The sequence below is a fragment of the Kordiimonas pumila genome, assembly GCF_015240255.1.
Taxonomy (GTDB): domain Bacteria; phylum Pseudomonadota; class Alphaproteobacteria; order Sphingomonadales; family Kordiimonadaceae; genus Kordiimonas; species Kordiimonas pumila.
This window is the reverse complement of sequence record NZ_CP061205.1, coordinates 897,631-923,696: the sequence shown is the minus strand read 5'-3', so window position 1 is coordinate 923,696 and position 26,066 is coordinate 897,631. Positions and strand designations below refer to the sequence as shown.

The window sequence follows — 26,066 nt, the reverse complement described above, 5'->3', positions numbered from 1 at the left end:
TCCTAAATTGGCCCACTCTTTGCTTAACTCATTCCATGTTTTCAATATGGTAGAAAGTGAAGAGAGGCTATGTTTATTGCATTGGATATTTTAAAAAGTTCTGATGATAATGCATATGAATTTCTGCCTGACCATACCAGCCCATGCGGCACCCAATATGCCCCTGCTTCCTTGATAAAAGTGGTAGATGAAAGCTTGCGAGATGCCAATTTAAGCCCCACCAAAATTGCAAAAAAGCTAGGAATGTCAAGAGCTTCCCTTTACCGGGCCACGGCCCCTTTTGGCGGCGTACAACGTTTCATCACAGATCGCCGCCTTGCGCTCGCACATGCTATTCTCACAAGCGGCGATCATAAAAACTACTCCATAACGGACCTCGCCTATGACCTAGGCTTCAATGCAGAGTCTACCTTTCGCCGTGTTTACAAGCAGCAATACGGCATGTCCCCACGTGCCACCAAACAGGCAAGTCTTGCCCGTTAAGTGACTCTGTTAGCTACTAAAAAACACCGCACATCTTAAAATTGAGACGCATTGAGCGGACTCTTGCTATTATTTCATTATATAGTTCTAGCTGGTTCAAAAGGAGCCATGGAATTGTTGACCCGATTCACTGCGTAGAAACGCAAAGAGGCATAGAAGATGTCGTTCAGTGTGAACACCAATGCAGGTGCGCTTGCCGCCCTTCAAAACCTGAATAAAACGTCCACATCGCTGGACGTGACACAAACCCGTATTAACACGGGCCTCAAGGTTTCTTCCGTAAAAGATAATGCTGCCGTTTATTCTATCGCCCAAACCCTGCGTGGTAACGTGGCTGGTCTGAATGCTGTAAACAACTCACTTGATCGCGCCCGATCCGTGGTTGATGTTGCGCTCGCCGCAGCCGAAGCAACGTCCGACCTCCTCATCGAGATGCGCGAACTTGCTGTAGCCGGTTCCGACGCGGGCCTTGATGCAGACAGCCGCACGGCCATGAGCGAGAAATATACTCAGCTCCGCGACCAGATCGAATCCATCGTGAACAACGCAACCTTTAATGGGCGCAACGTTGCTGACGGCACCAACGCAATTTCTGCCATCACAGATGATAACGGCACCAGCACCATCAGCATTGCCGCAAGCGACCTGACACTCAGCACGCTCAGCCTAGAAGATTCCAACCTGATCACATACGGCGCGGCACTTCCAAGCGGCACACCTGTTTCGCTTGCAGGTACAACAATCGCCGCCTCGTCAGACTCAGAATTTCGCGCCGCGCTTGTCAATGCGCAAACCGACAACGGCGGTAACTTCGGCGGCGAGACCATCGACGGCAGCACTGGTGTCACCACAAACAATGTGGGCGGCACTCCTACCGTCGAATTCGAGGAGGGCCTTAAAACGTATCTGGGATTAACCGGAGCCGATTATTCTTCGGGAAGGGTCGACGGCTATGCTTACGACGTAACATTTAGTGGAAGCACCAGCCTGTACCTCGTTCGGGATGGCGCGTCTTCCTATCTGACCCTCGGAAACCCGGCTGGTGGCGGCTCTGCAGATTCCTCCGCCGCATCGGAGCAGGCCGTGACAGCAATTGACGCTGCCATTGATTCAGTGAACACCACTCTCTCAACCCTGGGTGCCACAGCAAACAGACTCGACATCCAGAAGCAGTTCGCTGGGCAACTTTCCGACGGCATTGAAGTTGGCATCGGCAACCTTGTAGACGCAGACCTAGCCAAAGAAAGCGCAACCCTGCAAGCTATACAGACCAAACAGCAGCTTGGCCTTCAGGCCCTGTCTATCGCCAATCAGGCACCATCAACAGTTCTATCGCTATTTAGATAAAGCTTTACTACGGGACTACGAAAACAACCCAACACCCACTTCGGGGCGCGTTTTTTCACTGAGGTTCTTAAAAGAGAATAGCTTATGGTCTATTGCCCATCGAGGGATGGCAACTCTTTTGTGACAACAACGCCGTCAGCGTCCGCCACAATCCAATTACCAGGGTGAACCGTAACCCCTGCGATCGCAATTTCGCAGTCAATTTCGCCCCGGTCTAACTTTTCGGTTTTGCGCGGGCATGTGCCAAGGGCTTTAATACCCACGTCTTCACGGCATAGTTCATGGCTATCGCGCACGCAGCCATAAATAACAGCCCCGGCCCAGCCATTCTGGGCCGCAAGCACCGCAAGGTTACCACCCATAAGAGCCGTACGTTCACTGCCATCACCGTCAACAACCAGCACCCTGCCTTCGCCTTTGGTGGCAAGCAAAGCTTTTACCTTGCTGTTATCGTCTAATGTCCGAACAGTAACAGCCGGACCTGCAAAATCAATATTGCCGCCAAAGTCCTGAAACTTGACAGGCAGCACTTTCACTGCCTTGCCCATGGCATCGCAGACATCCGCTGTTGCAAGTTTTGGTGTAGCAATTTTTCTAGGCATGGGTCCGGCTCTTAAATTAGTCCTGCTTGTGGATGATAGGCACCAGCATATCGCCCCAAGCACCTTCTTCATTGTGGTACCGTGAAGCGCGCATCAATTCTACTGTCACGCCTTTGCTGACCGCAGCAATAACAGCATCATTCAATCTGTGCAGGGCGTTTGCAACTTGACGAATGGCCATCTCTTGACCTTCTTCCATAGATGGTTTGTCTGCCGTATCGCTCATAATGATCATCTCCGTCTGATTTTGGTAATTTTATAACTGAAATTTTAATGTTTCAGCAATATTAATACAATAATTTTTCTGTGATCCCTACAACCCAGATCATCACACTGTGACTATCTTGGTCAGAATCATATACTTTTCTAGCACAGATACAGGCCTTGTCTTAAGAAAATACCGCTTAGAATAAAATTTTTGTAATTCAGAGACACAGCCTGTGCAGCTTACGGGTTTTCACAGCGCGCATTTGCCTTTTTATAAGGCCGGTTACATTCCCAATCGTGGCCAGAATAATCCAAATGTGCGTTTTGTGGAATTATCGTAACAACACATGTATCGTCGTTTTTCTGGTACCCGCGATCGCAGTCCCATCCAGGGCCATACTCAGAATCTACAAGATAGCCATTTGGCGGAACCGAGATCGCCGCACATTTTGTACTATCCGCCCTATAACCCCGGTTACATTCCCATCCAGAGCCATAAGACTTATCAGAAAGATAACCATTTTCAGGCACAATAACAGCGACACATGCCTCCCTAAACAGCCTGTATCCCCGGTTACACTGCCAGCTATCCCCTGTTGCTTTTATATGTGCATTTTCAGGGAGTTTAATAGCTTCACAGCTCTCGCGCACCAAAACATAACCCCAGCTACATTCCCATGCGCGACCATAAGACTGGTTCGTCGCATAAGCATTAGCAGGAATAGTAATTTTTAGACACTGCTTGCCGTTCTGCGTAAATCCACGGTCACATTCCCAGCCATCAGCATATTTTTTAGCGTGGGCATTTACCGGCACATCATCTGCAAAACCAACTGCCGCTGCAGGAATAAACGGTGTGCCCCAAAAACACACCGCTATAATCACTCGCAAAATACTAGTGAGCCATCTCTTCATTGTATCGCTTCCTTATAAAGGTTTGAATAATGCCATACAGATGAATTCGCTATGCAGCAGTTATCCTTCGTAGGGTGAAAGAAGGTTACCGTGACGTAGCAACAGCCTTTTTAGCGCCGTTTCTGCCTCTCTTGTCGCTATTCAACATACGAGACAATCCAGCTGTCGCTGTATCAGTGCCCCGCTCATGCCCTAAGCGTGCAGGCCCATTTGCTGAAGCTGCGGCACCTTTACGGCGTGGCCTGCGCTGTTTTGGTCGAGCACTCTGATTACCCGGTTGCTTTTGGCCACCACCACCGCCGCGGCGTCCTTGTGTATTTTGCTTTGGCTGAGCTTCTGGCGCAAGCGGTGTTCCTGACGCACTGATTTTATACCCAATCAGCTTTTCAATATCTTTCAAAAAGCCCTGCTCGCTACCATCACAAAAGGCAATCGCCACTCCTGTGGAGCCAGCACGTGCCGTGCGGCCAATACGGTGCACATAAACTTCTGGCACGTTTGGTAGCTCAAAATTAATAACATGGGTAACACCGTCCACATCAATGCCGCGTGCGGCAATGTCTGTCGCAACAAGGGTTTTAATGGCACCTGACCGAAAACCCGCAAGGGTGCGCTGGCGGTGTGCCTGACTTTTGTTACCGTGAATAGCCGCCGATGCAATACCTGACTTTTCAAGGTACTCTACCACCTTGTTAGCGCCGTGTTTGGTACGCGTAAACACAATAGCACATTTCACGTCTTTGTCAGAAAGCGTTTCAGCCAGCAAACGGCGTTTGTTCTCTTTTGCAACATGAATAAGCTTCTGCTCAATCCGGTCGATTGGTTTAGAGACTTGTGCCACAGAAATTTCTTGAGGGTTTCTAAGAAAATCCTGAGCAAGTGACCTTATCTGCTTTGGCATTGTTGCCGACAGTAAAACCGTTTGCCTGTCTTTAGGCGATTTTGCCATAACCCGCCGAATAGCAGGCACAAAACCCAGATCAAGCATTTGATCCGCTTCATCCAGAATGATGGTTTCTATCTTATCAAGCCGCAGATTACCGGAGCCCATATGGTCTTCAAGGCGACCAGGGGTGGCAACAAGAATATCAACACCGCGTGTGAGTGCCGCAACCTGAGGTCCCATTTTTACACCGCCAACAATAACCGCTGACGTATATTTCATAAACTTGCCATACGCCTTAATACTATCGCCTATCTGGGCCGCAAGTTCCCGTGTCGGCACCAAAATAAGCACACGGCAGGTTTTAGGAGCAACAGGCTTTTTATCCACCAGTATTTTATGCAGCGAAGGCAGCACAAAAGACGCAGTTTTCCCAGTCCCTGTTTGAGCAATGCCAATAACATCGCTGTTATCAAGCAATGCAGGAATGACGCTTGATTGTATCGGGGTTGGATCAGTGTAACCTTCAGCTGATACAGCACGAAGAATTGCCTCGGCAAGGCCAAGGTCATTAAAATTTTTCAATACTAAACTTTCTCAAGTCAACGCACACCGGTACTACCGATATTATACGTCGCTTTTTTTTGTAGGGAGCTTGCGCAGATCAGCTGCCGGGATCACGTGCCATTCGCACTCTTGTATGACAACAAGGAAAGACCTTGCCTGTAACAAGTGCCGCCAACGAACAATCGTTCTCTTCGCACGGCATTTCACGCTCAATAACCATATAACCGATAAGATAGCAACAAAATAACGTATTTTACCTTGCCGCATCTACGTATGACTGCCGCTATGTGTCTGTTTTAAAATATGATCCAGACGACTGCGTTAAAACTGGCACCCCTTGCGCCTTTGCTGAGCCTTTAGGGAGCGCCCCATAAACCTGCTTCTGGGCATGCACCACCAAAGCGCCACCAAGATTACGGCTTAGCATAGCCCCGACCTTGTCGCCAAAGCGCATAAGGCGCGGCATTTTGTGAATAAAAAATGGAGGCATGGCGAGGGCTGTGTCCCAGTTATCGGGCGCCAACATTTGATCAGACATAACAGAAAACAATTGGCCCTTACTATAGGGCCGACCATGGCCAAAAGGCGTTGCCTCAGCAGCAGACCAAGCCCTAAGCCTGTTAGGCACAACTATTACAACATGCCCGTTTGGTGCCAAAACACGCCAAATTTCCCGCAGTAATGCAGAGGGGCGGGCAGCATGCTCTAGGGCATGGACCAAAATCATGTGATCCACGCTTGAATCTGCCAGAGGCAAGTCTAGTGGCTCTACCAAACACGTTCGGTTATCTGTATGTCCCGGCCAATGACAAACCCCTTGGCGAGCTGGCATAAAAGCAACAAACCTGCCGCCGCTCGCAGCAAGAGTTCGCGCCGCAAGCCTATCAAGATACGGCAAACAATACCCAAGTCCGACAGTAACCGCATCAGGTCGAACAGGTAGAAATTGCAAAATTCTCCCAGCAATCAACTGCGCGACCTGCTGGCCAAACGCAGATTGATAAAACCGGTAAATTGTTAGTACATCCGGATGCATATATTTCCCTGCGACTGTTCACCCTTTTTGGTGCACAGCCAGCATATCTTTCCTACCGCTGGCTATTACAGGCCGGTAATTTTTCCTTGAACCAGACGCCGTAATCGTTTGAGATATCAAACATGGCATCATTGAAGGCCTCCATTACACTGGTATTACCATTGTTCTTTAGCTCTTTTGAGCTGTTGAAAAGCTTTTGCCCAATCAGGCGATTATCGGCGAGGCGCAGTAACAATAACTGTATGGAAACCTGCACATGGTCGTCCTGTGCAGTGGAGCCCGGAGCCAGTTCCATAGACCATACTTTAACACCTAAACGACAGTCTGCTTTTACATCAAGCGTGCTCTGCCCTAAAAGGGTTGCCGGTGCCTGAACGGCAAGCGATTGGGTAATATAGTCACGCAACAAATCTGACAAATGGTCAGACCACTTGGCGCCCTCAAGAGAGGTTATTTCCTTATCCGGCAAAACAACCACTATATTCTCGCTGTCTAGCCTGCCTGCCATTTCAGGCGAGGCCACATAAACGAGGGGGCCTTCCGTTTCTGTGATCGGCATAGCATGGGGGTATTGCAGTGTGTAAAGGCTAGCAATCGGGCCTTCATCCCCAAAAGAGATCAGCGGCCCACAACTGCTTATTGCAAGGCATGCCACTATGGCACTAAACCTAAGCCCCAAGGTTGCTTTAGTTATCATTTTTTATCTCCCTTGGTATCACGGCTTTTTAGGTCATAATGCGTTTCCTTACCGCCAAATAAGGCCTCTGACGGGTTTCTTTCAATCCGCGTCATCAAGCGTGACAGGCTCTGCGCCGTGGTTCTCAGGTCAATAATCATTCTGGAAACCTCTGGCAGGCTGTTGCCCACAAACTGGGTTACATTATCTTCATTTGCGGTAACAAAACCATCCAAATGGTTGATAAGTGCCTGCGCGCTTTGAAGCGTGGTTACCGCCTCTTTCAGCAGAACTGCACCGTCCCCCTCAAGCAGCGTATTACCCGTATCTGCAAGAGCAGATATTTTCTGTGTCGCCTCAGTCACCTCAACCAGCAAGGCCCGAACCTCGGCAACTATAGCGGTAATATCTTCACTGCCTTTTGCCAGATTTCCAGTAAACTTCTCTGTATTTTTAAGCGATGTGGAAACCGCAAGAATATTCTCATCACTGAGCAGTTTTTGCGCCTGCAAAATTGCATTAATCGCTTCGTTTATAAGGTTAGGCGCATTAGCATATACTGCTTGAAAAGCCGATTCCTCTGAAGCGATAGATGCCCGCTCACGACCCGGTTTAGGCTTCACCTGCTCGCCGCCATCAGGGCCACTTTTCAGTTCAATATAGGCAACACCCGTTAATCCCTGAAATTCAAGGCGGGCTCTTGTGCTTTGATTCACCGGCACCTCAGCCCTAAGGCGCACTATGACTCTAACTTTTTGCGGGTTTTTAGGGGCAAGTGTAATATCGCGCACATCCCCAACAGGGATGCCTGAATAATAAACAATGCTGCGTTTATAAAGGCCTGAAACAGACCCATCAAAAAAGATATCATATTCCGTATATTCTGCGTCCAGATCAACTTTGGCTATCCAGATAGCAAAAGCAATTAGCCCGGCTAGAAATGCCAGTACAAAGCTACCTACCAGAATATATGACGCCCGCGTTTCCATGCCTGTTTCCTTGTTCGCTTATAGTCTACTTTATTCCAGCAGCTCTTGCACGCGGCCCGTTAAAATATTCCTGAACCCACGGGTTATCATGTGCCCGGACTTCTTCTAATGGTGCGTTTATAAGTATTTTTTTATCACCGAGTACAGCAATGCGGTCGCATGAACGCACCAGTGTGTCTAGATCATGCGTTACCAGAAATACTGTTAAACCCAGAGATTCACGCAGTTGCAAGATAAGCGCGTCAAAAGCGCTGGCCCCAATTGGGTCAAGCCCCGCTGTAGGTTCATCCAGAAACAGTACCTTTGGATCAAGCGCAAGGGCCCGTGCGAGGGCCGCGCGTTTACGCATACCGCCAGATAAATCCGCTGGAAAAAGTTTTGCAGCTTCATACGGCAAACCCACCATCGCAACCTTGCTGCGTGCCAGATCATTCATCAAATCATGGGACAGGTGAAAATGCTCTCTAAGAGGTACCTTTATATTCTGAGCAACAGTAAGCGATGTAAACAGCGCACCGTCCTGAAACAGCACCCCCCAGTCCCTTCGGGCGGCTTCCGCCTCTGCACCAGAGAGGGTGCTTTGGTCCCGCCCATTGATGGTTACCGTGCCAGCCTGCGGTGCCCGCAGCCCCACAATCGACCGCAGCAAGACAGACTTACCAGAGCCTGACCCCCCAACAATACCCAGAATTTCGCCGCGCCGTACATCCAGATCAAGCCCTTCATGCACTACATGCTCGTCAAAGGCATTCACCAGGCCGCGTACCGAAATGATTATATTTTCCGGGTTTATATCTGCCATATTTTTAAATATCCACCGCTGTAAAAAACACCGCAAACATGGCATCAAGAACAATGACCAAAAAGATCGCCTGTACAACACTGCGTGTGGTTCGTTCCCCTAACGAATCGGCACTACCCTCTACTCGTAAGCCCTGATAACAGCCACACGATGCAATAACAGCCGCAAAGAAAGGCGCCTTTATAAGCCCAACAACATAATGATCCACCGATATCACGTCGCGGAAATATACCAAAAAATTTGCGGGTGATATATCAAGCTGCCACCATGCCATTGTCACGCCGCCCATAATACCGACAATATCGGCATAAAATGTAAGCAGCGGTAAACATACCATCAAGGCCATCAAACGCGGCAAAACCAGCACATCAATTGGGTTCATGCCAATTGTGCGCATAGCGTCCACTTCTTCATTCAGCTTCATCGAGCCAATCTGCGCGGTAAAGGCACTGCCTGAGCGCCCCGCAATAATAATAGCTGTCAGTAGCACACCCATTTCGCGTAAGTGCACAATACCAAGCATATCAATAACAAAAACATCCGCGCCAAATTTTGCCAGCTGAATAGCACCCTGATTAACAAGAACTGCGCCGATCAGAAAAGCAATAAGGCCAACAATACCCATGGCATTAAGGCCAACTACTTCCATCTGGTACATAAGCGGAACAAGACGAATCCGGCCCGGCGCCAGCAAGGTTCCAAACAACCGAACCAGTACCAAGCCGAGAAAACCTATAAGCCGCATCAAGGAAGCTGCGGCCTTTAAAAAGCCGCGCCCGGCTTCCTCCAGCATTTTAATATACCATACCAGTGTATCAGGCTCGGTTGCCACTTGCGGCGGCTTACAGTGAATAACATCTAACAGGTTTTTATGACTGGCTGATACACCCGTTAGGACAGCTGCACCTGCAGCCTCTATTTCAAAGGCCAAGTGGCGGATGAGCACTGCACCCGTGGTATCGAGCGCAGTAATCTGTGTACAGTCAATAACAGCGCCGCTTTTACCCGCAGCCTGCAGAACACGGTTCAATGACTTTTCTATTATTTCAGCATTTTCTATGGTCCAGACGCCAATGAGCCGGACAAGCGCACTTGGTGTGCCACTTTCGACACAAAAAAAATCGCTTTCATAGCCTATGCTAGCCATTTGTTGTCTGGCCCCTGAGTGTAATTATATATATAAACCTGTGAAAAGGACTATCTAACCAAAAGGGGTTTTGCCTGATCACCTTTGCGCTATGTAACCTTGCCCGTAACACACAGAAATACAAGCCATAATAATTTTGGCAAACAGTTATCCAACAGAAATGAATGCCATGACAGAGACCAAAAACCCGCTAACCGCCTTTGCACAGTGGTGTGCCGCAACGCCCAATAGCTGGAGTAAAGTTGCAACAGACCGCGCCCATGATGCTTTTATAGATACGCTGGCAGTTATGGTACCCGGCGCGCTTGAAGACGTGAGCAAAACTGTTGCAGGACTCGCTGCTAAATGGGGTCAAGGGGCATGCCATGCCGTTGGTTTTAAAGCTGGCTTTTCTGCACCTATGGCGGCACTTGTAAATGGCACAAGTGCCCATGCACTAGATTTCGATGATAATTTTGACCCGGCAAAAGCCCACGCATCTGCTGTTATAATTCCAGCCCTACTGGCTGTTGGGGAAGAGAATAACGCAACTTACGCACAAATGCTGGATGCCTATATTGTTGGCTTGCAAATCATGGGACTTACAGGGCAAGGCGTGAACCCTTTTCACCGCAGCCGTGGCTGGCACGCAACAGCCACCATAGGCACAGTCGGCGCAGCCGCCGGGTGTGCCAGACTTATGAAACTGAAGCCTGAGCAAGCAGCCCACGCCATTTCGCTTTCTACCAGCCTCGCTGGCGGCTTTATGAGCCAGTTTGGCACCATGACCAAGCCACTACACGCAGGCCTTGCGGCGGCAGGCGCTGTTCAGGCAACCCAGTTTGCTGAAGCTGGCATTACAGCCGGCAGCGAAACACTGCACGGACCACAAGGCATGGGCACACTAATGGTGGGGCCTGATGTTGCAGACCTCCGCGCCCTGATGGCCGATAAAGACGAATACGGCCAGAAGGTAACCTTCCGCACATCAGATATCGGTAGCCCCCTGCATATTGAGAAGTACGGCCTAAAGCCAAAGCGTTTTCCAAACTGTGGTAGTATCCACCGGGCGTTAGACGGCCTGCTGGAACTGCGCGAAAAATACGGCTTTGACAGCACGGTGGTTAAAAAGGTTTTCATTCGTGCACCGGCGGCCCACCTCAGGAACCTGATGTACGATAAACCCGCCTCCCCAACCGAGGCCCGTTTCTCGCTCGAATACAGTCTGGCTGTCGGGCTATATAGCGGTACCGTAGGTGTTGCTGACTATGAAATGGACGCAATTAAACGCCCTGAGATATGGGCGCTTATGCCCCTTATCCATAAAGAATATATTGATAAACTGGAATCTGATTTTCCAACCCAAATTCATGTAACACTTGCATCAGGCGAAACGATCAGCACAGAAGTCGACATGCCGGTTGGCTCCAGTGCACAGCCTTTTACTGCGAAACAGCTTTGGCAAAAGTTTGATACCTGCACCAAACCCTTTTTAAGCCAAACCCAACACAAGAAAGTAACCGCTCTCTTGAAAACAGAAAAACCCGAAAGTATTTCTGTCCAAGAGCTGATGACCCTGCTGATATAGCTTACATCTTATACCGTATTTGCTCGCCCCTACAGGTTGCTTCAAACATAACCCGCTGGCGTTCAAGGCTGTTTGCCAGCACGGTTTCAACAATATCCTGCTGGCTGTAGCCAAGAAGATTAGCTGATTGACAGATTGCCCTTGTCGAGCCCAGATTACAGCTAAGATTAAACTCAAGCGCCCATACTTTGCCGTTTGGCTCGACACGGTAATCAAACCGGCCATAATCATAAGGCCAGATATAATCATTAGTTTTTGATGTATACTCTACAAGCTCTGGAAAGTCAGGATACTCTGCAAACAGCTCGATACTAGACCCATTTTTAAAACCACGTTTTTGCTCGTATGTAACAATGTTAAGATCATCCGCAGCAGGGTTACGCATTGGGTATAAAATCCAAGGCTTCCCCGTACCGATAGACGGTACCGTTACATCAACACCCGGCACATATTCTTCCACAATAACATCATGGTTATCATGCAACAGCTCCCGCACAATTGGCTGTAATTCTTTCCAGTCTGTACCGTGATTAATACCCCACGATGCTGAACTATTATTGGGCTTTATCACATAACGCTCTGCTTCAAAGGCCGGTTTGAGCACAGACATGTCACAGGTGCGGTATATTTGCCACTTCGGTGTAGGAATACCGAGCTTTTCATACAGTATTTTTGTGAGGTGTTTATCGTCGGCAAAGCCGCGCATGGAAGGCGGCGCACCAAGATAAGGAATGGAGTGATATTCGCTAAGGCATGATGCCAAAATTTCACTATTTCTAAACCCGCCGCGATTAAAAAGTGTAAAAATAAAATTATGCGGAATACGGGAAAATAAGGTCTCATACGTATTTGAAACCGTCATATCCACATCTAATGCTTCCAAACACTGTCGAATTTCAGTATGATACAAAGCATGGGACCCATCATTTTTGTCAAAAGCACCCCCAGAAAGGGCGTGCTTCGCTAGAAAAAGAACATTCAGTCGTTCTTTGTCTTTTTCAGCGAGCTTAAGTGGTGCTCCATGCTCGAATACAGTGTAATCAATTGAAATACCGGACAAAAATAATTCCTCAAATTAAGACTTGAACACAAACGCTTTAACACCTACTTCACCCGTCATAGAAATGTCGGCGGGATAATGCTTGCACACTCGCCTGTCAAGCACTAGGAACTGTTGGCAGCTGACAATATCGCAAAATGTGGACATAATATGACTAACGGTCACTACACAGCTATAATCCTTGCCGCACAACGACCCGGCATTGTAAACCCACTTGCAAAAGCATACAGTAAAAGCCATAAATGCCTGATTGAAATCAATGGCATAGCTATGCTTCAGCGTATTGTCAAAAACACCATGGCGGCGAGTAATGTCTCCAAAATTGTGATCTCGATAGAAGACGCTAATATTGCGCTCAGCATTCCAGAAATTAAACGGCTTTTTGACGACGGGGCCATTGCGTTTGTCAAAAGCGAACTGACGCTGGCTGACAGTATTGTTGGAGCCATAGAGCAGGTTGGTATAGAGCATATGCCATTTTTTGTAACCACCGCCGACAACTGCTTGCACACGCCAGAAATTATAGATTATTTTCTTAATCAGGTACGGGAAACTGGCGCGGAAGCTGCCTTCGCCATGACACCCGATACACTGGTACAAGAAACATACCCAGGCACCGGCAAAATTACAGGGCAGCATAAGCTGATCGATGGTATTTACAGCAACTGTAACATGTATGCTATCACAAGCGCCGCAGCCCTAAAAACAGCAGAGCTATTCCGTCAGGGCGGCCAGTTTGGGCGCAAGGAAAAACGCAAAGCTTTGATCCCCGTTGTGGGCCTATGGTCCTTTTTCCTGTACCGCTATGGCCTTCTCACTTTTAAAGGCATGTCAAAGCAGGCTAGCAGGGCCCTTAAAATCAAGGCTCGCGGCATTAAAATGCCATTTGCGGACGCCCCAATTGATGCCGACGATCAAATATCGTTCGACTTTATTGAGGCACGCCTGAAAGAACGCGAAGTCTGAAACACTAAACGACTTAACTAACCGTTTTTCTTGTCAATCAATGGAAACACCCGTAACGTGACAAAAAACACAATACGGACGGAACCATTGCGCGCAGACAGCAAAGCCATATTCAGAACCCTGTATCCTTCGATTGAACCTTATATATCGGAGCGGATTCTGGTTGATGGCGGCCACCAAATATATGTTGAGCAGGCAGGAAACCCATCAGGCATTCCTATCCTTTTTGTACACGGCGGGCCAGGGGGTGGCAGTAGTGCCATTCAGCGACGCTTCTTTGATCCGGCAAAATTCCGTATTATTTTGTTTGACCAGCGCGGTTGCGGCCGTAGCAGGCCCCACGCTAGCCTTGATAACAACACGACATGGGATCTGGTCGCCGATATGGAAGCGATCAGAAAACATCTGAAAATTGATACATGGGCAGTTTTTGGTGGCTCATGGGGCAGTACACTGTCGCTTTTGTATGCAGAAAAATATCCCAGCCACGTCAGCAGCTTAATACTGCGCGGCATTTTCCTTATGCGCCAAGCAGAAGTTGACTGGTTTTATAAAGTTGGCACCCGTGCCATTTTCCCTGAATCATGGGCGCGGTTTTCAGGTGCTATCCCGGAAAGTGAGCAGGACAATTTAATCGATGCTTATTATAAAAGGCTTACCGACCCTGCCTTTGAGCGTGAGCGCCTGCATTTTGCCCGAGAGTGGAGCCTGTGGGAAGGCAGTACTGTAACGCTGGTACCCGACGACGAACAACGTGCCTATTCTGTCGACCCCATTTTTGCCACCGCTTTTGCACGCATTGAAGCTCATTATTTCAAGCATAAAGGCTTTCTGGAAGAAGATAACCAGATACTGCGTGATGCCTACAAGCTCGCTGACATCCCAACAACCATTATTCAGGGTCGTTACGATTCTATATGCCCTCCTGTATCAGCGTGGGATTTGGCACAGGCTATGCCGTGGGCCAAGCTTATTATTGTACCGGTTGCAGGCCATTCCGCTTTTGAGCCAGCTATACAGCACGAACTGATATGTGCGACAGACGCTGTATAATATATAATAACCCCCGCGACTTTATGTCCGCTGTGCGCCACGCCGTAAAGTCGCTACAAGGCACGCCTCGTATTCACTGAAGGATAATTGAGATGAAAAAATGGTGGCTTGCGCTTTTAATCACCGGTCTGTTTACCACGGCCCCATATGCCCATGATGATCATACCGCTACAGAGGTGACTGTGGAACAGGCATGGGCCAGAAAAACCAGCCGCACTGTATCCGCCGCCGTTTATTTGGAACTCCATAATGACGGCCATGTTATGGATACACTGACAGGCATTTCATCTCCCGTAGCAGAAACAGTCAGCTTGCATCGCTCCTATGAAAAAGATGGCATGATGCGCATGGACCATGTTGACGAGCTACCGGTTGCGCCAGGTGAAGTTTTTACACTTGCCCCCGGTGGCTACCACATCATGTTGATGAACCTTTCTCACCCACTGGAAGAAGGCAGCACTTTCCCAGTAACGCTTCATTTTAAAAAAGCGGGTAATATTGAAACTATTGTCACTGTAACCGGCATGGGTGGGCTGGAATAAGCCTCACCCTTTAAAGCCAGCCAGCGCCTTCTGTCCTCACAACGTCTTCCAAAACATCCATGCCGTCCGGTGTGTCGTTCAGACACGGGATATAATGGAAATGGGTGCCGCCCGCATGCAAGAAGGTTTCACGCAGTTCCATATTAATTTCTTCAAGTGTCTCCAAACAATCCGCACTAAAAGCCGGGGCAATGACAGCCAGCTTTTTCACGCCTTCTGCCGCCAGCTTTTCTACCGTTTTATCCGTATAGGGGCTAACCCACTCAGTTGGGCCAACACGTGACTGAAAGCTGGTTACAAATGTTTCTTCCGGCATGTTCAAATGGGTGCGCAGCAGTCTGCTGGTTTTCAGGCACTGGCATGGGTACGGATCCCCTGCATCATAATATGATTTTGGAATGGAATGGTAAGATGCCAGAAGCTTTTCAGGCTGCCAATCAATTGTAGAAAGTGACTCTTTGACAGAGTTTACCAGCTTTTCAATAAAAATAGGCTTATCATAATAGGGCGGTGCTGTACGCACTGCAGGCTGCCAGCGCATGGTTTTCAACACATCAAAAACCTTATCATATGCGGTTGCCATTGAGGTTGCGCTATACTGCGGGTAAAGCGCAAAAGCGACAATACGGTCACAGCCTTTTTCCCGTAATTCCGCCAAACCATCAGCTACAGACGGGCTGCCATATCGAAACGCCCATGCAACCGAGGCACTTTCACCAAGTCGGGTTTGCATTTTTTCTGCCTGCGCACGCGCAAAACCGCGAAGCGGCGATTCCCCATTCTCATAATCCCACACCTTTGCATACGCCTTTGCAGATTTAAGCGGCCGGAATGTTAATATAGGGCCATATAGAATAGGTAGCCACAATAAGCGCGGTGTTTCTATAACACGCTGGTCAGACAAAAACTCCGCCAGATACTTTCGTACAGACTTATAGGTAGGGGCTTCTGGTGTTCCAAGGCTGATAAGAAGAACACCGGTTTTGCCGTACTGTACAGAAGGGTGCCCATCCGGCTGAAACTCTGACAAATTCTTCTCGCGCATACTGGCTTCACCTCTATTCGTAATAGCCCCAGCGTGGTTAAGGGCGATTAACTATATTGTTTCATTATTTATAAAGCTTCACCAGCTAGACTTAGCACATTGGGTATGATTTTCGAGTAAATGGTGTACATATTATGAAAAACAGTGAAACGTTACAACGCGGTGACCTTCTAAAAGATATCAAACAATCAATTGAAAGAGCATTCGACGCAGATATGGTTGATCTTGCTGGCGCTCTTCTAAGACTACAAGCCAGCACACAAGGCTGGTGTGAACTGGCAGACTGCGGCCCCTGCCCCCTTGGCCCTATGATGTGCTTGCATGATAGAGATGAACGTGTTGGAGCCCTTATCCAGAGGCACCATAACAACAAATCAGAGGATAAACTTTTATCCATAGCGCGCAGTAACTATCCCGCAGCCTGAAATACTGTAAAGGAATTTTGAGCTTACCGTATAATGCGTACAAGCATTGAACCGGGTTCCATCAGCGGTGCTGTAGAGATCGCAAGCACACAGCCCGCATGCGGAGCAAAATATCTGCGCTTTTCATTGCCAAATGGGTCGTAAACAGTTGCGATATGGTCACCTTTATGAACTATATCCAAAAGACCTACCTTGATAATAGCAAAGCCGCCCTCTTCTACGATTACATCGCTATAATCTGAACCAACGTAAGGTTTGATCGGTTCGGTAACAGGCACAGCAGCTGCACTAATCATGTCTTCTTGGTTCATGAGATTCAAAATACCGGCAACAGCCCTTTCCACAATAGTGGCATCAATAGAATCTGACTGTCCAAGCTCAAAGGTAACAGCTGGGACCCCTTCCTGCATATAAGCAGTTTCTAGTGTACCTTCTTGTCCTGCATCGTTTTTAATAATATCTGGATTCAAGTCATACGCCATACGCATAGAACGAGCATTGCCAAAATCTGCAAAAACAAAAACCGGATACGATGCCCCTTGCGTCTGTGTATGCAAGTCCACCACAAGATCAGCGTTGTCTTCAAAAAGACTTTGCCATAGTTTGCCTGCAAACATGGCCGCCACACCACCACCTGTTTGCACCCCAGGAAACAGGCGATTTAAGTCACTATGCTCGCCAGCGCCGTTCAGGGAAAAATACCGGCTGCCAATATTCATGCCTGATTGGTTTACACCCGGGACACCAACAATGGTCCCGACAATTTCCTGCTTCTCAAGGACATCAAATAAGCGGTGAATAACCCTGATACCGTTTAGCTCGTCGCCGTGCACCGATGCCGTCAGCATAAGCTTTTTACCGGGCCGTGATCCTTTTAAAACCATAATCGGCACATATTCTGGCTGACCGGTTTTGGTCGTGCCCGCTAACAAATATCTATGGTGTCGACCAACTGGAAAGTCTTCCAGCGCTAGCTTCTCAATAACTGGAACACCCCCGTGGACTGGCACATTTTTCGCTGTCTCAGCAGCACCCTCAGCAGATACTGCAAACCAGAGAAAAAAGGCACTATAAACAATAAGGCGTAACACAGTAACTCTTTCCAGTACTTGATATTTATCCAGCATCTTATACTGTCACTCTACGGGATATGTTAGAATAATATATCCAGCATGTGGTAATTCTGTAAATGTATCACACACATATAGTTAAAACCAAGGCCACATGAGGAAGCCTAATGGGTGCACATTGCTGTAATGATGTTAAATTTGAAGGGATGGATCCTGCATACAAACGCGCCTTGATACTGGTGATAATCATTAATGCCGTAATGTTTTTGGTTGAAATGCCGATGGGTTTTGTGGGCGATTCTCAGGCCTTAAAGGCAGACGCGCTTGATTTTCTGGGGGATACTGCAACCTACGCCTTGTCTCTCGCCGTTATTGGCAAGAGCCATAGTTTGCGCGCTAAAGCTGCTATGATAAAAGGCATCAGCCTCCTCTTAATGGGGGGCTGGGTTTTGGCTTCTACACTCTACACTGTTTTTTACCTACATGCGCCCACAGCTTTTATTATGGGCTCAGTTGGGTTCGCGGCCTTATCTGCAAATATCATCAGCGTTCTGTTGCTGATGCGCTTCAAAGACGGTGATGCCAATGTAAGATCTGTCTGGATATGTAGCCGTAATGATGCCATTGGCAACATAATGGTGATGATTGCCGCCTCGGGTGTTTGGCTATCAGGTACAGGTTGGCCTGACATAGTTGTAGCAGGCCTTATGGCAAGCCTCTTTATTTCGGGGTCTCTCACTATCATAAAACAAGCACGCGGCGAACTGCTGGCACATCACGCACCAGCAGAATAACCTGTAAGAGAAAGAACACTGGTGAGCGAAAACCCTATAAGCATTTTAGTGAGCCGTCGTTTTTTACCGCTTTTTATTACTCAATTTTTTGGCGCCTTTAATGACAACCTTTTTCGGCAGGCCATTCTTATCCTGATTACGTTTGGCATGGCGGAAACATTCTCAACATCGGTTGGGGTTATGAACAACCTTGCTGTTGGCCTGTTCATTTTACCTTTTTTCCTTTTTTCGGCGCTTGCAGGTCAGCTGGCAGATAAATACGAAAAAACAGGTCAGATATTCTGGATCAAGGTTTGGGAAATTGGTCTGATGATAGCGGGTGCCATTGGTTTTTACCTCTCAAGTCTGCCGGTTCTTATTGTTGTCCTAACAGGGCTTGGGCTGCAATCCACCTTCTTTGGCCCTATTAAATATAGCATCCTGCCAGACCTCCTTGCTAAAAAGGATCTCTTGTTTGCCAATGCCATGATCGAGGCCGGTACATTTTTGGCCATTCTTCTTGGCACACTCGTTGGTGGCTTTGTCATGGCAACTGAGAACGGACATAGCGCTATCGCCGCTGTCACCATCAGTATTGCCGTACTGGGCACGCTCTCGGGCAGAATGGTGCCCAAAACCGGGCAAGCCGCGCCTGACATTAAAATTACAGCAAACATATTTGCCTCAACAAAAGCGCAAATGCAAAAAGCATGGGCCTGTAATATTAGCAGACGATCTATTATTGGTATAAGCTGGATCTGGATGTATGGATCGCTTTATATCAGCCAGATGCCCGTGATAATCAAATCTCACCTCGGCGGCGACGAATCTGTGGTGACCCTCTCTATGGCCTGTTTCGCACTTGGCATCGCTATTGGGTCATTCCTCTGCAACCGGCTCCTTAAAGGGCTTATATCATCACGCCTCGCAAGCCCAACATTCATTGTTATGCTCTGCCTTGGAGTTTTGCTTTATGTGCTCGTTCCCGCTGAAGCCTCAAACATTGGCGCCCTATCAGCGTTAGCTTTTATTCAATTACCCCTGAATGACTTGATTATGGCACTTCTGCTTACAACCGCGATTTGTGCCGGCATTGTGATTGTACCTCTCTATGCTGTTCTTCAAGATAAAACCGACAGGTCTGAAAGATCGCGGATCATAGCCGCAACCAACATCTGTAATAGTGGGTTTATGGCAGGCGGGGCTATTATTGCTGCCCTGCTTGTAAGCTTTGGTGCCAGCACATCTTTTATATTCCTGCTTATCGCAGTGGGCAATATCGCCATGATTACCATAACAAACCGCTTGTCCTCAGACCTAAAGACTGCCTCAAAACAGTAGGGCAGTGTTCTAGTATTTTGTATGGCTAATAAGCGGCGCTGTTGTCGCGACCCGCTCCATACCTGCAATAAGGGGGCGGCCCTTCATAATTGCCTGCTTTACAGATGCTATAAGCAATGAAGCTTTATGGCTGGTTTCACTATCCCATACCTCCGTAACCCAAATGATATCCTGATCGACAGCGTCAGCGGCCACAATATAGCTATAACAGCCAGGCAAGGCATCAGAACCTGCAACTAAAATGGCAATTAGCGCATCTCTTTGCCCACTGGTTGCGGTTATTTTTCCAATCAATCCATACATTTTTGTTGTCCTTTAGAAAATAATAGCCAAAGGTGATAAGAAGGAATTCAGACACAAACCACGTTGGGCAATACTCGTAATGGGAGAATATTGCAAGTATGTTACCTGGTTTTTAAACTAAGCGACATAAAAATGCCAATTTGATAAGTAACAGCTTGATAAATAAGAAATAGCTACATTTGAATCAAATACTTGAGTGCAAACCATAGCTCTGCCTATAGTGTCTTGGGTAGAGGGGAAACAAAGTGACAAGACTATTTGTTAAACGTCGAAAACCCGTTCTGGAAGCGTTGGGACAATTCTTGCTGTTATTGTCTTTTGTCGCCGCCATTATGTATGGTGGCAGTTGGTACCCTGCAAACATATCCCCTTTCATTCCGGTTCTTGTCAAAGCATGCGCAGTAGGTTTCCTCGCTCTTTTTGTGTTAATAAGCATGCAGTCTTTTAATCACTTCTTGCTGTTTTTAGCGCTTGTTGCGTCCGTTACCGGCGATGTTTTTTTATCGCTCTTTCATGAGCAGGCTTTTATGCATGGGCTACTTTCTTTTCTGGTGGCGCACGTCTTTTTTATCATTCTGTATCTGAAAAACCGCTTGCGTGTTGCAGATATAAGCATGATACGCATAAGAATAGCTGCCGTCTTGTGGGCACTTGCGGCTATTGCAGCATATTTTTTATATCCACACTTGGGCGACATGATGCTACCGGTTTATGTCTATTCTGCCGTCTTAACACTCATGGCTACGACAGCTATTTTCAGTAAATATCCCATACGCCTCGTGGCACTAGGAGCTATTTTATTTTTAGTATCCGACAGCTTGCTCGGTGCCCGTCAATTTATGTCATTACCTGACTATCTGGGGTATTTTGTATGGGGGACATACTATTTTGCCCAGCTGTTTATGACAGTTGGTGTAATGCTAACCGACGAGCGACGAACACATTTTGGCGGATATCGATTTGACTAAAGCCTACCTTCAGCCATAAAGAGGGTAGATTCTTCATTGAAAGTAACCAAGGCATGATTATCGTGGAACAAGATCATTCGGTATTGCAGAGAAAAGCTTCAACCCTTGTGGAAGCCCTGCCATACCTAAAAAAATACGCTGGTGAGATTTTTGTTGTTAAGTATGGTGGTCATGCAATGGGTGATGAGGCCCTTGCTCACCAGTTTGCAGAAGACATTACCCTGTTACAGCAAGTTGGCATTAACCCGGTTATCGTTCATGGTGGTGGCCCGCAAATTGGTGCCATGCTTAAACGCTTAAATATTGATTCTGAATTTATTGACGGGCTTCGTGTCACCTCTAAGGCAACGGTTGAAGTTGCGGAGATGGTGTTATGTGGCTCCATCAACAAATCCATTGTCGCAGACATTCAGGCGGCTGGTGGCCGGGCTATTGGCCTTTCCGGCAAAGATAGCGGCATGGTAAGCGCCCGCAAAGTTGAACGCACCAAAGCCGACCCGGATTCCAACATAGAACAGGTTATCGATTTAGGCTTTGTCGGCGAACCAGCCACTATCGATATAAAAATTATACAACAGTGCATCAAGTCTGGTGTTATTCCAGTTATTGCGCCTATTGCCCCCGGCATTGACGGCGGCACTTATAATATCAACGCCGATACAATGGCAGGGGCTATTGCGGGTGCCCTTCAGGCCCGTCGTTTTTTCCTGCTAACAGATGTGCCGGGTGTTATGAACAAAGACAAAGATCTGTTAACAGAGCTGGACGCAAATGAAATTGCCGCTCTTAAAGCAGATGGTACAATTTCAGGCGGCATGATCCCGAAGGTGGATACCTGCCTGATGGCGGCTGAAGAAGGCGTTAAAGGCGCAGTTATTCTTGATGGCCGTGTGACCCATGCCATTCTGCTGGAGATCTTCACCGAGCGCGGCGTAGGAACCCTGATCCGCGCCTAATTTCACATAAAACTACTCTTAAAGGCATGGCAATTGGTTTGCTACGCCTTTAAAATGCAAAGTTGTTATAATGTCCTTTTTACCAGTGCTTTATAGGCGAGCTAATACAGAAATATTATGAGGTCCCAAATTAACTTTGGTCCACAAAATAGCTGAGGTGCCATTCCAGTTCGTTATCACTGATCGGATATTTAGTGCCGTCTTTTGCACTCAGCAACTGTGCAGTCGGCACAAGGGCAAGCCGCGTTTGAATATCATAGGCCGTTCGCATTTTAAGGTTCGCTTTCCATGCAAGGGCCGTAACCGCTCGGCCACTTTTGGAATGAATAATCTGCCGCACTGTATCTGCGGTCAGGTCAGCCAGCACAGCAAGGCACTGTATTAAAAGCTCACGTCTGTTTTTATCAATCTGTTCCTTGATAAAAGCATCATCCAGCATCCCGCGCCTGAAATAATCCATCGCCGTCTGGGCGAGTTTGGCCTCTTCCTCATCGGCAACCTTCTCACCCTGCAAGCGCTCCCGCACTCGGTCTAAAAGTTCTTCTGCCTGATCTTCCTCAAGGTCTGCCTGGTCCATCATGGCATGAACAAGTGCAGAGGCCACAAAGCCTGCAATCCTTTTCATCGCCCTGATCGATAACTCTGGCCGTAAAGCGAGCGGTTTGTGAAGGCTTTCGACAGATTCGGCCTGTGTTATTATCTGGTCGAGTGTATCTTCCCGTATCTGGGCATTTTTATTTGTTAGTAGTGCCGCAATAGCAGGCACCTCAAGGCTGGCCGCAATATCATCAGAAACCTCAGCCGAAACCGCCTTTCTGCTAGCAATAGCAGCAAGAGCGCCGCTCGATACACCTGCAGCTATTATTTCGCGCAGATCATCATCGTTCAAAAGCGGGGAATATTCTAAAATTGGCCCACAAACAATGTCCTCAACATCACGGGCAAGTTTATCAATAATATGTTTTGGAACAGTCGCGGAGCTTTTAATCTCTTCTGCAATAATGGCCCTAATTTTAGGAAGTTGATCTTGTGCCAAGGCTTCCATAACGCTGATTGCTTTCTCGCGTAGGGCTTTCCGTTCATCTTCTGGCAGGCCCGGTACCAATCGCCCAATTTTACGAGCAAGTTCGGCGCGTACCTCGACATTATTATCATCCTTCAACAAGGCATCAGCCTGCGGCGGTGTGGAAGGGTTTTGAGCAATCGCTTTACGAACAGCATCTGATTTATCTTCAGCCAGAAAATAAAGTACCTCAGGCCTTGCATCGCGGCGCCCGGCCAGCTGTTCTTTCTGTTTTTCCGATCCTTTTTTAAGGATAAGTTGCTCGTCATCTTTGCTGAGCACCTCAGGAAGTGCCTTATTGCCCCCCATCATCGCTTTCAATTTTTCCAGCATCAAACCCTAATCCCCTGAAATACTGTTTGGCAAAGGCGCAAACGCAATATTATTCTTGCCTGCTTTCTTCACTTCGTAAAGGGCTTCATCAGCTCTTTTTGTCAGGTCTGTGAATTTTAAATCCACCCCCGGCATAGACTGGCATATGCCTATAGACGCAGCGAGCTGCAAATCAGCTTTTCCAAGTTTTTCCCGAATAGCAGGCATGGCCTCAAGAATAAGAGTTGCTTTCCTCTGCGCAATATCTGCATCTGCGCCTTCAAGCCAGACAACAAATTCGTCGCCTCCAAACCTGCCTGCCACATCACTAGACCGTATAATCTCCTCCAGCCGCTTCGCCACAAGCCTAATAGCTTCGTCCCCTGCGCTATGGCCCAATGTGTCGTTCACTTCTTTGAAATTATCAAGGTCAATGAACAAAAGGCAGCCACTGCTACCCATACGGGCATGGTGTGACAGTCGTCGTTCAACAACTTCAGCTAATGCCCTACGGTTTAAAATATCGGTTAACTCATCTTTGCCGGAAAGCCGGTATAGCCGCTCGATTAACTGCGCTTTGCCAAATGCGACAGCCAGAATATCGCCCACCGCTTCCAAAAGCTGGATTTCCAAGCCAGACCACGGGCTCACACCCGTATCGCGGCTAATTATAACCATACCAACACTATTGAGACCCTGATCAAGCCGCAGCGCTATATGTGTACGGTCCTCGGCCTCAATTTCATGGACGCCCGCACCTGCATCAGACAGATGTTTCCATATGCTATCTACATCAGGGATATACTCCCCCTCGCCGCAAATAGCGGCAGGCATGAGCCTGTCATTATACTGCATCACAAACCAAACAAGGTCAGCACGCAGGAAATCAACCAGTTCCTGTGATGCCCGATCAAGCAGTTCTTGTGCGTTTTCAGTCGCATTCAGGATATGCATTATTTTTTGCTGCACGGTTAATCGCAGATTATCCTGTCGGGTTTGGCGGGCTGCAATAACTGTCTCTGTTACATCTCGGCAGCTTCCGCGCACACCCATAAAATTGCCCTTACTATCCAGCACCGGGCTGACAGAAAATTGCAGGCTTTTCTTCTGGCCTGCAATGTCTACCGGGACAGATTCCAGAACTTGCGCTTTGTAACAAGCAAACGGGTTTCTTGCAGGCGGGTTACCATTTGGCCAGAAAATATCACCCGCATATTGCCCTGCCCATTTTTCTGCATCCTGACCAAATGCATCCTTTGGTGATACAAACCTAAACCGTTCGCGCCCATCAACCTCGAAAGAAAAATCCGCTGCTGAATCAAGCAGGCTTTTCAGCAAACTACGGCTTTCAATAAGCGCTTCGAGCATCTGGTCTGGCATCGTAGTGTCATGTGCAAGGACCAAGACTACGCCAGCTTCTACAACAGCGACCACCCATAACCGAACACCGCCGTTACCCTGAATACGGGCTTCTGCAGGCACACCGGAAAGGCGTACCTTTTTCACCAAACTTTTAAGATCCGAATTGCCTGCCTCCCAAAGCGCGGCAAGCTCTGTAGCTTTTCGGCTTTGATCCGTAACAGTATCTGATCCATCAACTGCAATAACGGGTGTATCCGCTTCCATCAGCGCCACCGGCTTACGTAGTATCTTTTTAAGCGGATTTAAGTTCATAATATACAGCACACCCCTAGTAAGCCCTGACCATAAGTCTACGTCATGGTTTATTAAAGTAGATTTAATAAAGGTTCGGCTTTATTAGTATGGCCATTATGCAGAAAAATATACAATCTCCCTATCACCCTGTCTTCGAATCACACCGTGCAACATGGGTATTCGACCTCGACAACACCTTGTATGCGGCAGAATGTGACCTATTCAGCCAAATCGACCGCAACATTGGCAGCTATGTAGAAAGCTTTCTAGGGCTAGACCCTGTGGCCGCCCGCAAGGTGCAAAAACAGTATCTGGTTGATCACGGCACCACGCTAAAGGGATTGATGGCAAACTATAAGGTTAACCCGGTAGATTATCTTGAGCGGGTTCATGATATAGATTTTTCGCCTATTCAGCCTAATCCAAAACTTAGGGCTGCGATTCAAAAACTGGACGGCAAAAAACTGATCTTTACCAATGCTGATAAACTTTACAGTGAAAAGGTAATAAAGCAGCTTGGCATTGAAGACCTGTTTGATGGTATTTTTGATATTATTGCCGCAGACCTGAACCCAAAGCCAATGCCCGAAGTGTATGAAAAGTTCATTCGCGATCACGGTGTAAAACCCGAAGAAGCCGTAATGTTTGAAGATATGGCAAGAAACCTGAAACCCGCGCATGAAATGGGCATGGCAACAGTATGGATTGATACGGGCAGTAAATGGGGTAAAATTGGTCATGACCCTGCTATTATTCACGCAGAAACCACAAGCCTTTCTGACTGGCTAACTGATTTTGTAATAAGATAAAGACCATGTCATGAGCACCGCCAACAAACACTATTCCCTCAAATTACGCATTATGGCGGGGGATGACATTGCCTTTGGCCCCGGCAAGGCTGAACTGCTCTCACAAATCCAGAAAACCGGTTCTATTGCTGCTGCTGGCCGCGCAATGGGCATGAGCTATAAACGTGCCTGGCTACTTGTGGAAACGATGAATAATTGCTTTACCTCACCGCTTGTAGAAAAACAAAAAGGCGGTGCAACCAAAGGCGGCGCAACCGTTACAGCGCTTGGTGAAACTGTTCTCAACTACTTTAGAGATATGCAACATTCAGCAGCACAGGCCGTGGCAGAAAAAGCCAATGCATTTCCCGGCCTTGCTAGCAAGCAACCCGCCCACAAATAGAATTGACAGCCTGCGTTATACATAATACCTATTTCGATATGTTTTATAAAATATATCGGATGTGCCGCGTTGACATTTCATAAGTTTCGCCAAATTTTTTACACGATGCTTACATGTACCG

28 protein-coding genes are annotated in these 26,066 nt (G+C 47.7%); 13 read left to right on the top strand and 15 right to left on the bottom strand.

Annotation, left to right across the window (positions count from 1 at the left end; all coding sequences use genetic code 11):
* Positions 1-69: 69 nt before the first annotated feature.
* Together ICL80_RS04035 and ICL80_RS18235 are read left to right on the top strand one after the other, a co-directional pair.
* Positions 70-483: a helix-turn-helix domain-containing protein gene (locus ICL80_RS04035; protein ID WP_194214833.1), complete on the top strand. Its 414-nt coding sequence runs from the start codon at positions 70-72 to the stop codon at positions 481-483.
* Between the two features lie 159 nt (positions 484-642).
* Positions 643-1,830, top strand: a complete 1,188-nt coding sequence (locus ICL80_RS18235) for a flagellin (RefSeq protein WP_316242969.1) — start codon at positions 643-645, stop codon at positions 1,828-1,830.
* An 89-nt stretch (positions 1,831-1,919) separates the two neighbouring features.
* Here the strand turns inward: ICL80_RS18235 and rraA are convergent, their stop codons facing one another.
* The 9 genes from rraA to ICL80_RS03985 all read right to left on the bottom strand — a co-directional run bounded on the left by rraA (position 1,920) and on the right by ICL80_RS03985 (position 9,654).
* Positions 1,920-2,432, bottom strand: coding sequence for a ribonuclease E activity regulator RraA (rraA, locus tag ICL80_RS04025; protein WP_194214832.1), 513 nt, complete (start codon positions 2,430-2,432; stop codon positions 1,920-1,922).
* A gap of 16 nt (positions 2,433-2,448) precedes the next feature.
* Complete coding sequence (locus ICL80_RS04020) at positions 2,449-2,658, bottom strand: SMc00767 family acetate metabolism repressor (protein WP_228073804.1); 210 nt, start codon at positions 2,656-2,658, stop codon at positions 2,449-2,451.
* Between the two features lie 221 nt (positions 2,659-2,879).
* The gene (locus ICL80_RS04015) at positions 2,880-3,554 is read right to left on the bottom strand and encodes a hypothetical protein (protein ID WP_194214831.1); all 675 of its coding nucleotides are present in this window, start codon (positions 3,552-3,554) and stop codon (positions 2,880-2,882) included.
* An 85-nt stretch (positions 3,555-3,639) separates the two neighbouring features.
* Positions 3,640-5,022, bottom strand: coding sequence for a DEAD/DEAH box helicase (locus tag ICL80_RS04010; protein ID WP_194214830.1), 1,383 nt, complete (start codon positions 5,020-5,022; stop codon positions 3,640-3,642).
* 265 nt (positions 5,023-5,287) lie between these two features.
* The gene (locus tag ICL80_RS04005) at positions 5,288-6,040 is read right to left on the bottom strand and encodes a class I SAM-dependent methyltransferase (protein ID WP_194214829.1); all 753 of its coding nucleotides are present in this window, start codon (positions 6,038-6,040) and stop codon (positions 5,288-5,290) included.
* 52 nt (positions 6,041-6,092) lie between these two features.
* Entirely contained in the window at positions 6,093-6,737 is a 645-nt protein-coding gene (locus ICL80_RS04000) for an ABC-type transport auxiliary lipoprotein family protein (RefSeq protein WP_194214828.1), read from the bottom strand.
* Positions 6,734-7,705, bottom strand: coding sequence for an MlaD family protein (locus ICL80_RS03995; protein ID WP_194214827.1), 972 nt, complete (start codon positions 7,703-7,705; stop codon positions 6,734-6,736). The genes ICL80_RS04000 and ICL80_RS03995 overlap by 4 nt, the downstream gene beginning before the upstream one ends.
* Before the next feature lie 25 nt (positions 7,706-7,730).
* Positions 7,731-8,507, bottom strand: coding sequence for an ABC transporter ATP-binding protein (locus ICL80_RS03990; RefSeq protein WP_194214826.1), 777 nt, complete (start codon positions 8,505-8,507; stop codon positions 7,731-7,733).
* Between the two features lie 4 nt (positions 8,508-8,511).
* Positions 8,512-9,654: an ABC transporter permease gene (locus ICL80_RS03985; RefSeq protein WP_194214825.1), complete on the bottom strand. Its 1,143-nt coding sequence runs from the start codon at positions 9,652-9,654 to the stop codon at positions 8,512-8,514.
* A 169-nt stretch (positions 9,655-9,823) separates the two neighbouring features.
* Between ICL80_RS03985 and ICL80_RS03980 the strand changes: the two genes are divergently transcribed.
* Positions 9,824-11,221 carry an MmgE/PrpD family protein gene (locus ICL80_RS03980; RefSeq protein ID WP_194214824.1) on the top strand — a complete coding sequence of 466 codons (1,398 nt, stop codon included), beginning with the start codon at positions 9,824-9,826 and terminating at the stop codon, positions 11,219-11,221.
* A 1-nt stretch (position 11,222) separates the two neighbouring features.
* Here ICL80_RS03980 and ICL80_RS03975 read toward each other — a convergent pair whose 3' ends face one another.
* Positions 11,223-12,281 carry an ATP-grasp domain-containing protein gene (locus tag ICL80_RS03975; RefSeq protein ID WP_194214823.1) on the bottom strand — a complete coding sequence of 353 codons (1,059 nt, stop codon included), beginning with the start codon at positions 12,279-12,281 and terminating at the stop codon, positions 11,223-11,225.
* 150 nt (positions 12,282-12,431) lie between these two features.
* On the opposite strand from ICL80_RS03975, the gene ICL80_RS03970 reads away from it, so the two are divergent.
* The 3 genes from ICL80_RS03970 to ICL80_RS03960 all read left to right on the top strand — a co-directional run bounded on the left by ICL80_RS03970 (position 12,432) and on the right by ICL80_RS03960 (position 14,842).
* Positions 12,432-13,247, top strand: coding sequence for an NTP transferase domain-containing protein (locus tag ICL80_RS03970; RefSeq protein WP_194214822.1), 816 nt, complete (start codon positions 12,432-12,434; stop codon positions 13,245-13,247).
* A 57-nt stretch (positions 13,248-13,304) separates the two neighbouring features.
* Entirely contained in the window at positions 13,305-14,300 is a 996-nt protein-coding gene (pip, locus tag ICL80_RS03965; protein WP_228073803.1) for a prolyl aminopeptidase, read from the top strand.
* Positions 14,301-14,392: 92 nt separating this feature from the next.
* On the top strand, positions 14,393-14,842 hold the full coding sequence (locus ICL80_RS03960) for a copper chaperone PCu(A)C (protein ID WP_194214821.1): 450 nt from the start codon (positions 14,393-14,395) through the stop codon (positions 14,840-14,842).
* A 10-nt stretch (positions 14,843-14,852) separates the two neighbouring features.
* Here the strand turns inward: ICL80_RS03960 and hemH are convergent, their stop codons facing one another.
* A complete protein-coding gene (gene hemH / locus ICL80_RS03955; RefSeq protein WP_194214820.1) occupies positions 14,853-15,887 on the bottom strand; it encodes a ferrochelatase in 1,035 nt (344 codons plus the stop codon).
* 134 nt (positions 15,888-16,021) lie between these two features.
* Between hemH and ICL80_RS03950 the strand changes: the two genes are divergently transcribed.
* Positions 16,022-16,312 (top strand): hypothetical protein, encoded by a 291-nt coding sequence (locus ICL80_RS03950; protein WP_194214819.1) that lies wholly within the window; start codon positions 16,022-16,024, stop codon positions 16,310-16,312.
* A gap of 23 nt (positions 16,313-16,335) precedes the next feature.
* On the opposite strand, the gene ICL80_RS03945 is transcribed toward ICL80_RS03950, so the two are convergent.
* The gene (locus tag ICL80_RS03945) at positions 16,336-17,439 is read right to left on the bottom strand and encodes a succinylglutamate desuccinylase/aspartoacylase family protein (protein ID WP_194214818.1); all 1,104 of its coding nucleotides are present in this window, start codon (positions 17,437-17,439) and stop codon (positions 16,336-16,338) included.
* 110 nt (positions 17,440-17,549) lie between these two features.
* Here ICL80_RS03945 and ICL80_RS03940 point away from each other — a divergent pair, with 110 nt between their 5' ends.
* Both ICL80_RS03940 and ICL80_RS03935 read left to right on the top strand, forming a co-directional pair.
* Complete coding sequence (locus ICL80_RS03940; RefSeq protein WP_194214817.1) at positions 17,550-18,176, top strand: cation transporter; 627 nt, start codon at positions 17,550-17,552, stop codon at positions 18,174-18,176.
* A 21-nt stretch (positions 18,177-18,197) separates the two neighbouring features.
* Entirely contained in the window at positions 18,198-19,496 is a 1,299-nt protein-coding gene (locus tag ICL80_RS03935) for an MFS transporter (protein WP_194214816.1), read from the top strand.
* A gap of 9 nt (positions 19,497-19,505) precedes the next feature.
* On the opposite strand, the gene ICL80_RS03930 is transcribed toward ICL80_RS03935, so the two are convergent.
* Positions 19,506-19,799 (bottom strand): putative quinol monooxygenase, encoded by a 294-nt coding sequence (locus ICL80_RS03930; RefSeq protein ID WP_194214815.1) that lies wholly within the window; start codon positions 19,797-19,799, stop codon positions 19,506-19,508.
* A gap of 245 nt (positions 19,800-20,044) precedes the next feature.
* Between ICL80_RS03930 and ICL80_RS03925 the strand changes: the two genes are divergently transcribed.
* Positions 20,045-20,767 (top strand): lysoplasmalogenase, encoded by a 723-nt coding sequence (locus tag ICL80_RS03925; RefSeq protein ID WP_194214814.1) that lies wholly within the window; start codon positions 20,045-20,047, stop codon positions 20,765-20,767.
* A gap of 62 nt (positions 20,768-20,829) precedes the next feature.
* The gene (argB, locus tag ICL80_RS03920) at positions 20,830-21,723 is read left to right on the top strand and encodes an acetylglutamate kinase (RefSeq protein ID WP_194215756.1); all 894 of its coding nucleotides are present in this window, start codon (positions 20,830-20,832) and stop codon (positions 21,721-21,723) included.
* A gap of 130 nt (positions 21,724-21,853) precedes the next feature.
* On the opposite strand, the gene ICL80_RS03915 is transcribed toward argB, so the two are convergent.
* Entirely contained in the window at positions 21,854-23,119 is a 1,266-nt protein-coding gene (locus ICL80_RS03915; protein WP_194214813.1) for a DUF2336 domain-containing protein, read from the bottom strand.
* A 6-nt stretch (positions 23,120-23,125) separates the two neighbouring features.
* Entirely contained in the window at positions 23,126-24,772 is a 1,647-nt protein-coding gene (locus ICL80_RS03910) for a sensor domain-containing diguanylate cyclase (RefSeq protein WP_194214812.1), read from the bottom strand.
* Positions 24,773-24,870: 98 nt separating this feature from the next.
* On the opposite strand from ICL80_RS03910, the gene ICL80_RS03905 reads away from it, so the two are divergent.
* Both ICL80_RS03905 and ICL80_RS03900 read left to right on the top strand, forming a co-directional pair.
* On the top strand, positions 24,871-25,563 hold the full coding sequence (locus ICL80_RS03905; RefSeq protein WP_194214811.1) for a pyrimidine 5'-nucleotidase: 693 nt from the start codon (positions 24,871-24,873) through the stop codon (positions 25,561-25,563).
* Between the two features lie 10 nt (positions 25,564-25,573).
* Positions 25,574-25,945, top strand: a complete 372-nt coding sequence (locus tag ICL80_RS03900; protein WP_194214810.1) for a winged helix-turn-helix domain-containing protein — start codon at positions 25,574-25,576, stop codon at positions 25,943-25,945.
* The last annotated feature ends 121 nt before the right edge of the window (positions 25,946-26,066 follow it).